General features: G+C 50.3%; 11 protein-coding genes. 3 read left to right on the forward strand and 8 right to left on the reverse strand.

Annotated elements, in window-relative coordinates:
• Nucleotides 1–145: 145 nt before the first annotated feature.
• From BUB59_RS01580 to BUB59_RS01600, 5 genes are all read right to left on the reverse strand, one after another.
• Complete coding sequence (locus BUB59_RS01580; protein WP_083540117.1) at nucleotides 146–1,234, reverse strand: site-specific integrase; 1,089 nt, start codon at nucleotides 1,232–1,234, stop codon at nucleotides 146–148.
• Nucleotides 1,235–1,392: 158 nt separating this feature from the next.
• Nucleotides 1,393–1,719 carry a hypothetical protein gene (locus BUB59_RS01585; RefSeq protein ID WP_234979893.1) on the reverse strand — a complete coding sequence of 109 codons (327 nt, stop codon included), beginning with the start codon at nucleotides 1,717–1,719 and terminating at the stop codon, nucleotides 1,393–1,395.
• 23 nt (nucleotides 1,720–1,742) lie between these two features.
• A complete protein-coding gene (gene gatB / locus BUB59_RS01590; RefSeq protein ID WP_073225032.1) occupies nucleotides 1,743–3,197 on the reverse strand; it encodes an Asp-tRNA(Asn)/Glu-tRNA(Gln) amidotransferase subunit GatB in 1,455 nt (484 codons plus the stop codon).
• Between the two features lie 96 nt (nucleotides 3,198–3,293).
• Entirely contained in the window at nucleotides 3,294–3,743 is a 450-nt protein-coding gene (locus BUB59_RS01595; RefSeq protein WP_073225033.1) for a type II toxin-antitoxin system VapC family toxin, read from the reverse strand.
• A 29-nt stretch (nucleotides 3,744–3,772) separates the two neighbouring features.
• A complete protein-coding gene (locus BUB59_RS01600; protein ID WP_073225395.1) occupies nucleotides 3,773–4,849 on the reverse strand; it encodes a hypothetical protein in 1,077 nt (358 codons plus the stop codon).
• 108 nt (nucleotides 4,850–4,957) lie between these two features.
• On the opposite strand from BUB59_RS01600, the gene BUB59_RS15455 reads away from it, so the two are divergent.
• Nucleotides 4,958–6,340: a hypothetical protein gene (locus tag BUB59_RS15455; protein WP_200778791.1), complete on the forward strand. Its 1,383-nt coding sequence runs from the start codon at nucleotides 4,958–4,960 to the stop codon at nucleotides 6,338–6,340.
• A 128-nt stretch (nucleotides 6,341–6,468) separates the two neighbouring features.
• On the opposite strand, the gene BUB59_RS01610 is transcribed toward BUB59_RS15455, so the two are convergent.
• A complete protein-coding gene (locus BUB59_RS01610; protein WP_073225037.1) occupies nucleotides 6,469–6,666 on the reverse strand; it encodes a hypothetical protein in 198 nt (65 codons plus the stop codon).
• A gap of 127 nt (nucleotides 6,667–6,793) precedes the next feature.
• Here BUB59_RS01610 and BUB59_RS01615 point away from each other — a divergent pair, with 127 nt between their 5' ends.
• Nucleotides 6,794–7,483 (forward strand): TatD family hydrolase, encoded by a 690-nt coding sequence (locus BUB59_RS01615; RefSeq protein WP_073225038.1) that lies wholly within the window; start codon nucleotides 6,794–6,796, stop codon nucleotides 7,481–7,483.
• Here BUB59_RS01615 and mfd read toward each other — a convergent pair.
• Entirely contained in the window at nucleotides 7,454–10,846 is a 3,393-nt protein-coding gene (gene mfd / locus BUB59_RS01620; RefSeq protein WP_073225039.1) for a transcription-repair coupling factor, read from the reverse strand. The two genes, BUB59_RS01615 and mfd, sit on opposite strands and share 30 nt — an antisense overlap.
• Before the next feature lie 135 nt (nucleotides 10,847–10,981).
• On the opposite strand from mfd, the gene lexA reads away from it, so the two are divergent.
• Nucleotides 10,982–11,692, forward strand: a complete 711-nt coding sequence (gene lexA, locus BUB59_RS01625; RefSeq protein WP_083540118.1) for a transcriptional repressor LexA — start codon at nucleotides 10,982–10,984, stop codon at nucleotides 11,690–11,692.
• Between the two features lie 340 nt (nucleotides 11,693–12,032).
• Here the strand turns inward: lexA and BUB59_RS15120 are convergent, their stop codons facing one another.
• A complete protein-coding gene (locus BUB59_RS15120; protein WP_073225040.1) occupies nucleotides 12,033–13,175 on the reverse strand; it encodes a hypothetical protein in 1,143 nt (380 codons plus the stop codon).
• Between the last annotated feature and the right edge of the window lie 3 nt (nucleotides 13,176–13,178).

Raw genomic sequence — 13,178 nt, forward strand, 5'->3', positions numbered from 1 at the left:
ATCTACATAACCGCACAGCTATGTCAAGACGTAAATCAAGAAAAATTCAAATATTTTTCATTTTCTTTCAATTTTCATTGTTCAATAGACAAAAAAAGAGCCATAGACGGATAGTCTATAGCCCTTTCACGATTTCCGCAAGGTTCTAAATCTTGGGAACCAGTTCGACAGCCTTGCGCTTGCCCTCATCCAGCACCTTTGTGTAGATTTGGGTAGTCTTGACGTTGGTGTGGCCAAGAATCTTGCTAACGGTATAAAGGTCCGCCCCATAGGAAAGCATCAATGTTGCACAAGTATGGCGGGAACAGTGAAAGGTAATGTGCTTCTTTATGCCAGACAGTTCAACGAGCTTCGCCAACTTTTCATCCGCATGGCATGATCTACCAGGAATGGAGTCAAAAATTCGATCTTCGTCTTGAACGTTTTCGTTTCTTTGCGGAATAAATTGCAAAGCGTTTTGCGAAAGAGGAATACGAACTTCCTCCTTCGTTTTCATCTGTTCCGTAATCAAAATACCGTCTTGAATGTCGCCCCATTTTGCCTTATAAATATCGCTATAACGAAGTCCCGTAAAACAACCGAAAAGAAAAGCGTCCTTTATCATGAACCAGCGCCTTGCTGCAGAAGCGCCACATTTCTCAACAGGAGGTTCTACAGCCATGAATTGCTTTATTTCATCCAGCGTCAAGAAAACCTTATTACCAGGTTTTGGCGATGGAACAACACCAGAAAAATCCGGGAGCTGAGGAATAAGACCTTCCTTGAAAGCTTGTCGCATGGCCAACTTAAGAAACGCACCGTTTGAGTTTTGTGCGTTTTGAGAACATTCTCCCCAAGCATCTCGAATGATCTTTGAAAGGCAGGCCCTATCAACAGAAGCGAGCATTATCTTATTCGGAATACGTTTCGCAGCCGACGTAAAAGATCGAACGGTATTTTTCACTTTATATCGACTTGCAACTTCCAAAGCATAATCTCTAAATGAGATGCTGGTTGCTTCAAATTTCTTGACAGCGATTCCTGCTTCTATGGCAATCAGCTCTTCCATTTTCTTGGCCTTGAGTTGTTGGGCCAAACGCATTGTAGTTGCATTTTGAACTTTATCTTTTCCAAGATAGAGTCCTAAAAATTCGCGTTCCCTTTTGCCATGAAAGAACCAATCCAGATATAGGGACTGGCCTCCATTTTTCATGGTACGCTTTCTCAAATTGACTGTTTCACGAACCTTACTCATAGACCTCCCCGGCGATCCTCGGGTGCCAGTCAAGTGACGCTCGAGTGACGGTTTCAGTCCAAAAGTAACACTACAAAAGCAAAATTGAAAGAGGTATTTTTACGAAAATTGCCGTTTTTAGCTCAATTTAGGCGTTTTTGAGTTTATGCAGGTTTCTGTCAGCGCGAAGGGTTATAATTGTTCATGAGCACCATGGCTAGTGCCACACAGAGCATGACGACACTTCCAACTACCACCTGCTGTTTGTGGTTATACTCGCGCTTGATATAGCTGGGATTTTCCTCGTTCAATTCCTGAAGGCTAGGACCTGCGACCAGCTTGGTGGAATCTACCCCAAGGACCGCCTCGATTTCCTCATCCGTCATATTCAACGTGTTCACATGAGCGGAATCATATCGGTCCAGTTTGTCTGCAGCCGTTGAAACCGCCGGCGTCAGTGCGACGCAGACGATTGCAAAAGCGAGAATTCCGAGGGCCTTGCGCAACGTTCTTCTTCGGAGAAAAACGATTATTCCTGAGCCAACTTGTCGAGAATTTCGTTGACCATAGCCGGGTTGGCCTTGCCACCGGACTTACGCATGGTCATACCCACAAGGAAGCCCTTCAAAGCAACCTTACCGGCCTTGAATTCTGCAAACTGAGCAGCGTTGGCAGCGCAAACTTCGCGGACGATTGCTTCGATAGCGCCAGTGTCAGCCACCTGAACCAGACCCTTTTCCTTAACGATGTCTGCAGGATCCTTACCGGTTTCGAACATGTCGGCGAAGACGGTCTTAGCGATCTTACCGTTGATGGTCTTGTCTTCGATCAAGTTCACCAGAGCGCAGAGCTGTTCCGGCTTAATCTTCAGGTCAGCGAGGCCGCCTTCCAGATCCTTCATCTTGGCCAGGAGTTCAGTAATGACCCAGTTAGCCAGTACCTTACCGTTCTTGCAATTCTTGGAAGCTGTATCGAACCAGTCGCTGATGTCGCGGTCGTCGGTCAAAACCTGTGCGTCGTATTCAGACACACCCAGGTCGTTCATAAAGCGTGCGCGGCGGGCATCCGGCAGTTCCGGAAGGGTGCGGCGGATTTCTTCCACGAAGGCAGGATCGGTAACGAGGCGTACCATGTCCGGTTCCGGGAAGTACTTATAGTCGTGAGCGTCTTCCTTGGAGCGGATGACGATAGTCTTGTCGGCGTTGGGATCGTAACGCTTGGTGCACTGTTCCACTTCCTTGCCAGCGTCCAGAGTAGCGGACTGCAGGTAGTATTCGGCGTTCAAAGCCTTTTCAAGGTTGGTGAAGCTGTTCAAGTTCTTGATTTCTGCACGGGTGCCGAAAGGAGCGTCTTCGGAAGCACGGAGGGAGATGTTACCGTCGCAGCGCATGTTGCCGTTTTCCATGTTAGCATTGGAAACGCGGGTGTATTCCAAAGTCTGCTTAATCTTCTTGAGGACCAGCACTGCTTCTTCCGGACTACGGATGTCCGGTTCAGTCACGATTTCGCACAGCGGGGTACCGCAGCGGTTTGCGTCAAAATGAGAATCGGTGGGGCTCATGTCGTGAATCAGCTTACCAGCGTCTTCTTCCATATGGATACGGGTAATGCCCACGCGCTTCTTGGTACCGTCAGCCTTGATGATTTCCAGCCAGCCGTTCTTGCAGATGGGATGATCGTACACCGGAAGACCACCAGTCTGAGTGATCTGATAACCCTTGGGAAGGTCCGGGTAGAAATAGTTCTTACGAGTCCACATAGCGTTCAGGTCAATTTCGCAGTTGAGAGCGAGACCCAAACGGATTGCGTATTCCACAGCCTTCTTGTTGGGAACAGGCATTGCACCAGGCATACCCAGGCAAACCGGGCAAACGTGCTTGTTAGGAGTAGTGTTCACTTCAATTTCGCAACCGCAGAACATCTTGGTCTTGGTAGCGAGCTGGCAATGGATTTCGAGACCGATAACGGTAGAGTAATTAGGCATATTAGCTCCAGTAAATTTTTACGGATAAAATTTAGAAAAAAGGCCGATTCCCCATGGAGTCGGCCAGACTAATTTTCCAATGTTTTTCGTTGAAAACTATACTTCGTCCAGAGTCACTACGGGAATGTCCATAGCGCTGGCAAAGTTGGCGTTTTCTGTAAGGATACAGTCGGCACCGTTCACGAAGGCGGTGGCCAGACGTAAGGAATCGGCTTCGGAAATTTTATGGTTGGTACGACCTGCGGCAGCAAAGAGTTCCGCGGCCTTCACGGCGATTTCACCATTGACGTCGCAGAGCTTGACGTTGGAGGAATTCTCGAAGAATTCGCGGTACTGGCGGGCAAGAACGCCCTCCCCCGCTACACAGGCTTTCTGGGAAAGTTCGAACAAGGTAACAGAAGATGCCAGCAGGGTAATGTTCTTTTCGTAGGCATAGTCCAGCACTTCGGATACAACGGGATAGTAATCCGGATGCATCTGCAGAAGACGCACCACGGCGCTTGTATCAAGAAACAAGATGCGGGACTGTTCAACGGCCTTGTTCATATACTGGACTAGAGATCCGGCAGGGGCAATTACTCGTAAATTTCCATCTGGGCGATGTCTTCACGCATGCCTGCACGGACCATCTTGAAGCGTTCAGCCTTGGGATAGAAGTACCAGATCCACCATTCACCGCTAATATCGGTACGCTTGGTCTTGATTGCCAGGGGCTTTTCACCCTTGAAGAAGTCGCGCTTATGGGGAATCACATGTTCAAAGGGACGGTAGGTATGAACTTCGTCGCCGGCCTTACGTTCAATAAAGCCGTTGCCGCCCTTACTCCAGGTGATGGTCACCTTGCCGTTTTCGTCCTTTTCTTCCTTGCAGGAATCAAAGCCGCTATCGCACCACTTGAAGTACTTGTAGGTAAAGGCCTGTTCCGGCGAGCTGAAGTTTTCGGTAACGCGGGGATTACCCTTGAAAGTATTGTAGTCGCCTTCCAATGCGTAAGAGCCAACGTTGTAGGCTGTGCAGCCACGCTGTGCCACCTTGACCTTGCGGTTGACCACAGCCACATCCACGGTGCAGTCTTCTTCGGAGTAGGTCATGCGGATGTTGCCGTTGGATTCACGGGCTTCCACGTTACTTGCCTCGAATTCAGCGCGATTGCCAAAGGGACCATTCTGAATCACGATGGTGAACAGGCGGGGATTGGTGGGAGACTTCTTGAGGGTTACCGTACCGGAGTTGGAAGCGTAGACACCGCTCAAGTCCTGGGAGGCCTGTTTGAAACGAGCCAGGTCGGCGCGCTTGACCCAGAGGTCATCACCAAACTTACACTGGATGGGGAGATACTTGGGAGGTTCGCTGGATTCCACCTTTTCCCAGTAGTAGACTTTCTTTTTCTTGACCTTGAACTTAGGCTTGCCCTTCTTGTCGTACACCTTCTTGCCCTTTTTCATGACATAGACGGTGTCTTTTTCAAATCTGAACTTCTTAACGGAATCCTGGGGAGGAGGAAGTTCCTTGATCCAGTCGGAAACAATCAGGGAGCCTGCAGGATTGGATTCATCAACTTCGTTTTGATATTTACGGAAAACAGAAAGAGTTTCCTGACTAAATGCAAATGTGGTAAGAATAAACAGAGCACAAATAAGAACTTTTCTCAAAATCAACCTCACTTGGGGCTAAAATTAGCTTTTTAATGGTGTATTTTCCCTACGTGAATATTTTTTTACTACAATTTGATTGTGGAATTAGTGAAAGGAGTTCCTTATATGAAAAAAATGTTCCTCGCCTCTTGCGTTCTGGCCGCAGCAGTTTACGCCCAGGATGCAGCACCCGCCGCAGCAGCTGCACCCGCCGCAGCAGCTGCACCCGCAGCAGCAGCTCCCGCCGCTAACGCTGCAGAACCTGCACCCGTAGCTGAAGCAGCTCCTGCACAGGAAGCAGCACCGGTGGCAGAAGCCGCCCCCGCAGAAGCTCCCGCAGCCGAAGCTCCGGTAGCAGAAGCAGCACCTGCAGCAGAACCTGTCGCCGAAGCAGCTCCCGCCGCTGAAGCTCCCGCCGAAGCAGCACCTGCAGTAGAAGCAGCTCCCGCAGCAACCGAAGAAGTTGCAGCAGCATCTAACGACCAGCCCAAGAAGAAGAAGCGTCGCAAGAAGAAAAAGATGATCGAAAACGCAGTGATGTCTGTAAACCAGATTAACTTCGACATCAACGCCGACTTCGAATTGGAAGCAGGCAAGACTTTCTGGACAAGCGAAGACGACGATCTGGGCGACAACTTCGAAGTGTGGAACGGCGAAGCAAACTTTGCAGTCCTCGCAGAAACCGACGACTTCAAGGGCAAGATCGGTATCGCATTCTATCCGGGCGACCTGGCTACTGGCGATTACGATTCCAAGAAGGTTAAGCGCGAAGCTATCCGCTCCAACTCCAACAATGTTGCCGACAACTTCTCCCTGGACGAAGCATGGGCTCAGCAGGGTACCGAATACTTCACCTTCAAGGTGGGTCGTTGGGACAACACAGACAAGAGCGGCGACTACTTCGGTGGCTACATCGATGGTTACCTGAACGGTTTCCTCTCTACTCAGAAGTCTGAAAACCAGTTGCAGTTCGGTTTCACCCCGACTGAAAATCTGGACATGTACCTATCCTTGATCAGCGGTTCTTCTAACCTGAACAAGGGCGACCTCCGTGCAGCATTCAACTTCCACGGTCTGGAAGGTCTGGAAGGTCTGAAGGTTCAGCTGGCATACCGTGCAAACCTGTTCGACGCCATCTATGACGCCGACGCAGACCTGAAGCACAACATCTCCGCCAAGTTCAACCTCCCCCTCAACAACACCTTCGGCATCTTTGCTGAAGCTGCTTTGATGGATGCTTCCGACGAAATGAACCTGCCGGTGACCGGCGGTATCGCAATCACCACTAAGGTTGTGGACCGTATCATTCTCGAAGCTGAATACGTTAAGGACCGTCATGAATGCGGTTACGGCGTGAACGACAAGCAGAAGCATGTTAAGGACGTTCTCGGTGCATTCTACATCGAAAAGGCCTTCACCGACCGCTTCAGCCTGTCCGCTGGCTTCCACAACTTCGGCTCTACCAAGGACTACATGCTCTCTGGCAACCTGGTTGGTAGAATCAACTAACGCAAGAGCGTTGATAGCGATTTCAAAAGGCATCTGGTTAAGACCAGATGCCTTTTTCACACACAAAAAAAGCTAGGTCGCTTCTGCGATCTAGCTTTTTTTAATACCGGCGCTTGAGGCTTGCGGAATTACAGGCCCTTGCGGTCCAGTTCCATGATGAGGGACTGGAGTGATTCTTCAACACTGGAACGGAAGTCAGAGGAACCAACGCTGCAGCTGGCAACAATGTCAGCACCCTTGGTGATGCGGATGATAGCGAAGCCTGCTTCCTGAGAGAAAGAAACGTTAAGACCCTTATTCAAAACCTTTTCCAAAAGATCGCGCATTAGAAAACTCCTTTCTAGTGTAAATAAAAATTGTTGCTATCAAATTAGGCTTTTTTCCTAGGAAAAACAAGATGAAATTTGATTTTTATGGCTTTTTCTTTGATTTTTCGTGGCTATATTGTAGTTGATGTTCGATTTTCACCTTCACCTGGCCCGTTTTAAGTCTCCCACGACCGTTGCAAAGGGACTTTTTGACGTCGGAACAGGTTTTAATACCATCGCCTGCGAACCTCGGGAATGGGAAAAATCCCTGGATTTGGAATCCCGGGGACTGGAAGCACATCAAGCCTTTGGAATCCACCCCATGGTGGCGACCCAAATGACGGATGAAGACTTTGAACATCTGAAGGCAATCCTGCGAACACATCCAGAAGCCGATGTGGGAGAATGCGGACTGGACAAGCGCTTTGAAGGGTATGCCCCCGCAGGCATCCAGGAGCAAGTATTTAAAAGGCAAATTGAACTTGCGCAAGATTTAAACCGTCCCTTGCACATTCATTGCGTCGGGGACTATTCTCGCATTTTACAAGCAGTAGCAGATGACGCTAGGCAGATTCCCCAGGTGGTCTTCCATCGCTTTGGCGGTGACATTTCCGCAGTTCGTTCCGCCCAGAAGTTGCTTGGACCTCGGGCAGTATTCAGCCTTCACGCAGATTCCTTCCGAAAGAAGTCTACGGTAGCTGCCATCAGGGAAATCCCTCCAGAGCAAGTCCGATTCGAGACGGACGCCGATGATGAAAGCTGGACCGCAGAACGAATTATCCACCAGCTAAAGGCTGTGGAAGAATTATTTCTTAACCTCACCCACGCCTGCTAACAGCGGGTTCTTGGGCTGGATGGTGGCTGCCTGAGCCTTAATGACTGCGAAGGAACGGAACTGCTTGAGGGCGTTTTCCGCCAATGTCTTTGCAGAACCCTTCCCCACTTCAATAATCACCTGCATAGGAGAACCTGCGAGAATACGCATAGGGAACAGAGCGAGGCCGTACATTTCACTGATGATACGAACATCGGGAGGCGGGAATTCCGCGAAGGTTGCCGCAAGCATTCCCTTTCGCTGGACAAGACCCTGAATACGCAGGCGGCCAGCCAGAAGCCCCACTTCCGTCACTAGCAGCAACATCTTGGCGGGGTCAGGCACAGGACCGAAACGGTCTTCCAATTCCTGGGCAATACTCTGAATTTCATCCGTATGGGTAATGCGGGCAATACGCTGGTAAAGGTCGATTCGAGTAAGGCCATCCTGAATGTAGTCTTCCGGCAGATAGGCATCCACACCCAGTTCCACGCGAGTTTGGATAGGCTTTTCCACGGGGCCGCCACGAAGCATTTCCACCGCTTCCTTCACCAGACGAACATAGGTTTCAAAGCCCACTTCAGCGATGAAGCCATGCTGTTCCTGGCCCAGCAAGTTACCTGCGCCACGAATTTCCAAGTCGCGCATAGCCAGCTGGTAGCCGCTACCCAAGTCCGTAAACTGTTCCAGAGCTTTTAAGCGACGCATGGATTCTGCCGAGATTTCGTGCTTGGCGGGAACCACCAGCAGGGCCTTAGCAAGAACACTACTGCGTCCCACACGACCGCGCATCTGATACAGCTGGCTAATGCCAAAGTGATGGGCGTTCATAATGATGATGGTATTTGCGTTAGGAACGTCCAAGCCAGATTCAATAATGCTGGTACTGATCAGCACGTCGAACTTCTTGGAAATAAAGGCGTCCATGGCATTTTCCAGTTCGCGGTCATCCATCTGGCCGTGAGCCACACCGATGGAAGCGTTGGGAACTAGAGCCTCGATTTCATCCGCCAGAGTGTAAATGCTGTGAACGCGATCGTTGACGATAAACACCTGGCCGCCGCGGGCCAGTTCATCCAGGATGGCGTTCTTGATCACTTCGTCATCCCGCTTCATCAAGGTGGTTTCTACGGGAAGGCGGTTGATGGGCGGAGTATTAATGAGGGAGATGTCGCGGACTCCGGTCATACTCAAATGGAGGGAGCGGGGAATGGGCGTTGCACTCATGCTCAGGGAGTCCACCGTCAAGCGGAGCTCGCGGAGTTTTTCCTTCTGCTTCACGCCAAACTTCTGTTCTTCATCGATGATGAGAAGTCCCAAGTCCTTGAACTTGTTCTTTTCGGAGAGAAGTGCGTGAGTTCCGATCAGGATATCCACCTTCCCTTCTTCCGCTTGCTTGAAAATATCCTTCTTTTCCTTGGCAGTCTTGTAACGATTTACAAGAGAGATATTGATACCAAAGCCAGCGAAGCGATCCATGAAGTTTTCGTAATGCTGGGCGGCAAGAATGGTGGTGGGAACCAGAAGGGCCACTTGTTTCTTGCTGACCACGCACTTGAAGGCCGCACGCATGGCGACTTCCGTCTTGCCGAACCCCACGTCGCCACAAACCAGACGGTCCATGGGGCGGCGGCTTTCCATATCCTGCTTGATTTCTGCAGTTGCCTTCACCTGGTCCGGCGTCGGGTCGTACTCAAAAGCTTCTTCGAATTCTTCCTGAAGTTTGCCGTCCTTCGGGAAGGCGAAACCTTCAATCATTTCACGCTTGGCGTACAGTTCCACCAGGTCGCGGGCAATCTGGATGACCTTCTGCTTGACGCGCTTCTTCAGGTTTTCCCAGCTCTTGCCGCCTAGCTTATCCAGCTTGGGAGGTTCCTCACCGTGGTCCAGACGTTCAATCTTCTGGAGGTCTGCCACAGGGAATTTCAGGCGGTCGCCCCCTTCGTATTCCAGCAAGGCGCAGTCCACCATACCGCCGTTCACTTCCACACGGACAAGGCCCAGATACTTACCTACGCCATGATCCTCATGAGCGACGAAGTCTCCTCGATTCAAGGATTCAATCATCAGAGCGCCGGAAACAGAACCGGACACCTTCCTCTTGCGGGTCTTGTTGGAATGACGATTAAAAATTCGAGTTTCCGTCAGGAAGGCCACGTTATCTTCTTCCAGCCAGAAGCCTTCCGAAAGATTGCCCAGAATATAGTCCTCAATGGGCAAGTCACTGAACACGGTCTTCAGGCGATTAATACCGCCAGAGGTGGGAGCCACCACGAAGACGGAGCCGCCAGCAGCCGTAAACTCTTCAATCTGTTTCGCCACCGCATCCGTACCTGTGGAGGAGAAATCCTGAACACGACAATGCAAGTCATGCCAGTTTCCATCATCCACATTGACGCGGGTCAAATCCATGGATCCACGACCAGCAAAACTGCGGGAAACCTCACCCATCTTCAACCAGATTTCGCTGGGAGGAACTGCATCACTTTCGACCTGACGCAACTCATGGAAATCATTTTCGCACTTGAAAAAATACTTGGTGGCAGTTTCTGAAAGTACTGATAATTCTTCAAAAACCAGCGGGGCCTTTGGTAGGTAATCCAGCAGCGTATAGTCTAGTGATTCGTACTTACTGCGGTTCCACCAAAGCCCAGCGCTATCGCCATTATATTTCGCCAGTTCCCTTTCCGGAATTACAAACTCTCCCATGGGGAAAAGCTGTACGGAATTCATCTTTTCTACAGAACGCTGGCTGAAAATATCAAAACTACGGATAGATTCGATTTCATCGCCAAAGAATTCAATTCGGATGGGATGAGGATACAAAAGGCAGTTGACATCAACAATACAGCCTCGGATGGAGAATTCCCCCACACCGCTTACCACAGGCTGTTCCACAAAGCCATGGTCCATCAGCCAGGGGCGCAATGTGGAAGGCTCAAATACGTCACCCACCTTCAGGGTGCGAGAATTCTTCATGATGGAGCCAGGAGCTGGCAACCTCATGAGGAATGCATCCAGAGGGCAAACAGTAATGAAGGGCGCTTCGTTCTTTTCCAAGTCGCGGAAGAACTTCAGACGTTCTTCCAGCACCCCCTCAAAGGGCACCTTCTTTTCGTAAGGCTTCAATCCGATGGAAGGAAGAAAACGGACGAAATCCTCCCCCACCATGCTTTCCAAGTTTTCTACCCAGGTTTCCGCACTCTTGTAATCCTTGGCAATGACCAGGATGTGTTCCGGCTTCTGCTGGAAACGGATTGCCACCATCATGGATGCTACCGGAATGGTGGTTCCATTGACATGGATAGCCTCCCCCTGAACATTCTTGAACAGGGACAGAGAAGGCAAATGCGTAAAGGTGAGAAATTCGGAAAGATGATCCATATGGCCAAAGATAGAAAGTAAAAATAAGTTCGTTCAGTGATAAAAAAGAAAAAGTTACTTTTTGTGCAGTGAAAGTATTGACAATTGCCCAAGAGTGCACTATATTTATAATCGTAAAAATTTAAGAGGTACAAGATGGAAAAACCGAACATTATTACGCCCGCTTTCGACCGCGATGTCGAAACCGAAACCTATGGTGATGCAAGCCCCCGCAAGGAGCTGACCAAGCGTCAGGAAGAAATCCTGGACTACATCAAGAAGTATTCCAAGGAAAATCGCATGCCGCCTACCGTTCGCGAAATCGGCAACCATTTTGAAATTTCTTCTACCAATGGCGTTCGTTCCATCTTGGCAGCCCTCATCAAGAAGGGTTACATCAACCGTTCTCCCCGCTTGAGCCGCGGTATCGAAATCGTTTCCAACGGCAACGAAGAAGTCAAGGATATCGCTCCTAGCAATTCTATCGAAATCCCTATCGTAGGCCGCGTTGCAGCAGGTACACCCATTCTCGCCGTACAGAACCTTGAAGGCACCGTCACCATCGACCGCGACTTCCTGGCTTGCCGCACCGACGTGTTCGCTCTCCGCGTTAAGGGTGACTCCATGATCAACGCAGGTATCTTCGATGGAGACCTGGTATTCGCACGTCAGCAGAAGACTGCAGACCGTGGTGAAATCATCGTTGCCCAGGTGGATAACGAAGCTACCGTCAAGTATTATCATCCGGCTCCCACCCATGTGGAACTGCGTCCCGCAAACCCCACCTACAGCCCGATTATCGTCAAGAAGGACAAGGACTTCTCTATCGCAGGTCGCGTCATCGGCGTCATGCGAAAGATCAACTAATAAGATCAACTAAGCCCTCCCCTCTAGAAATATCTTGTACAAAAAAAGACGGACAAAAGTCCGTCTTTTTTTATAGAAATTCTAATTAGAAATAAAGATTTTCTTTCCTGCAGTAATGTTCTAACCTGCTTGCGCGTCGGCCAAGGATGGGGAGGGTGCGGGAGGGGCCCGTGCGGCCTTCGCAACTCCGAGCTTGGGCCCCGCCCGCCCTAAAGCAAGCGAAGCGTAGCTTCTTAACCGACTCGCGTAGCGAGTCAACTAGGGGACTCTTACGAGTCCCTCGCACTGCATCTTGGCAATACAAACAAGCAAGCTTGTTTGTGCAGCCAAGATTTGTACGCTAGTCATCCATTTCGGCGAGATCTTCTTCGGCTTCCTTCAGGTCGTCTGCATCCGGTCCGAGAATTTCATCATCTTCTTCGTCCAGAGAGTCACCGCCCATGGCGCCCAGCTGGTATTCCACCTTACGGGCTTCCTTGGACTGACCAAGCTTCAGAATCATAGCGCATTCTTCGCAGTAGCCGAGGTGCTTGTCCACCCAGAATTCCGGAGAGACAAGATTGCGGTTACAGCGAGTACACATCTGAGTTGCCGCTTCACGTTCGAAGGCAAGGTTCTGTTCTTCCAGTTCCTTCAAAATACGTTCAGTCAATTCTTCCTGGGTTTCTTCAGCAAGAGAGCTCTTACGGCGGATAGAAGCGGTAGGCTTCATTTCCAGACTCTTCATTTCAGAAGACATCTTCTTCTTGTTGGAGCGATCTTCCTGTTCATCCACTTCGACGAACATGATGGACTTGGAAAGCTTCTTCACGCCTTCCAGAAGAATTGCATAGTCGTAATCATTGGCAGGCTTCTTGCCGTTATCCTTAGCAGGAGCGGCATCCACATGTTCAACAACTTCGGGTTCGGGCTTAACCTTAGTATTTGCCTTGGAGGGCTTTGCTTCGGGAGCCTTTTCTACAGGCTGTTCAACAGGCTTTGCAGCAGCCTTTGCCTTCTTGTCTGCAGCCTTGGGTTCTGCCTTAGGAGCAACCTTCGGTTCAGCCTTTGCAGCAGCCTTGGCTGCGGGCTTTGCGGCAGCCTTCGGTTCAGCCTTAGGGGCGGCCTTTGCGGGAGCCTTGGCAGCAGCCTTTGCTGCGGCCTTCGGTTCAGCCTTAGGAGCTGCCTTTGCGGGAGCCTTGGCAGCGGACTTCGCAGCAGCCTTCGGTTCGGCCTTGGGGGCAGCCTTTGCAGGAGCCTTTACAGCGGGCTTTGCCTTTGCGGTAACCTTGGTATCCTTTGCAGCAGCCTTAGGTGCAGGCTTCTTGGCAGCACTAGCAGTGGCAGTCTTTGCTGCGGGCTTCTTTTCAGGAGCCTTAGCCTTTGCAGCAGGCTTCTTTTCAGCGGCCTTGGCAGGCTTTGCTGCAGCCTTGGCAGCGGGCTTTGCAGCCGGCTTCTTAGCAGCAGTCTTGGTTTCCTTTGTCGATGCTTTCTTAGAACTCATAGG

Origin of the sequence: Fibrobacter sp. UWEL (genome assembly GCF_900142535.1) — a bacterium.
GTDB lineage: Bacteria > Fibrobacterota > Fibrobacteria > Fibrobacterales > Fibrobacteraceae > Fibrobacter.

Coding starts and splice junctions, on each gene's coding strand:
- BUB59_RS01580 (WP_083540117.1), bottom strand. CDS start 1,234: ATGAGTAAGGTTCGTGAAACAGTCAATTTGAGAAAGCGTACCATGAAA.
- gatB (WP_073225032.1), bottom strand. CDS start 3,197: ATGCCTAATTACTCTACCGTTATCGGTCTCGAAATCCATTGCCAGCTC.
- BUB59_RS01595 (WP_073225033.1), bottom strand. CDS start 3,743: ATGAACAAGGCCGTTGAACAGTCCCGCATCTTGTTTCTTGATACAAGC.
- BUB59_RS15455 (WP_200778791.1), top strand. CDS start 4,958: ATGAAAAAAATGTTCCTCGCCTCTTGCGTTCTGGCCGCAGCAGTTTAC.
- BUB59_RS01610 (WP_073225037.1), bottom strand. CDS start 6,666: ATGCGCGATCTTTTGGAAAAGGTTTTGAATAAGGGTCTTAACGTTTCT.
- BUB59_RS01615 (WP_073225038.1), top strand. CDS start 6,794: ATGTTCGATTTTCACCTTCACCTGGCCCGTTTTAAGTCTCCCACGACC.
- mfd (WP_073225039.1), bottom strand. CDS start 10,846: ATGGATCATCTTTCCGAATTTCTCACCTTTACGCATTTGCCTTCTCTG.
- lexA (WP_083540118.1), top strand. CDS start 10,982: ATGGAAAAACCGAACATTATTACGCCCGCTTTCGACCGCGATGTCGAA.
- BUB59_RS15120 (WP_073225040.1), bottom strand. CDS start 13,175: ATGAGTTCTAAGAAAGCATCGACAAAGGAAACCAAGACTGCTGCTAAG.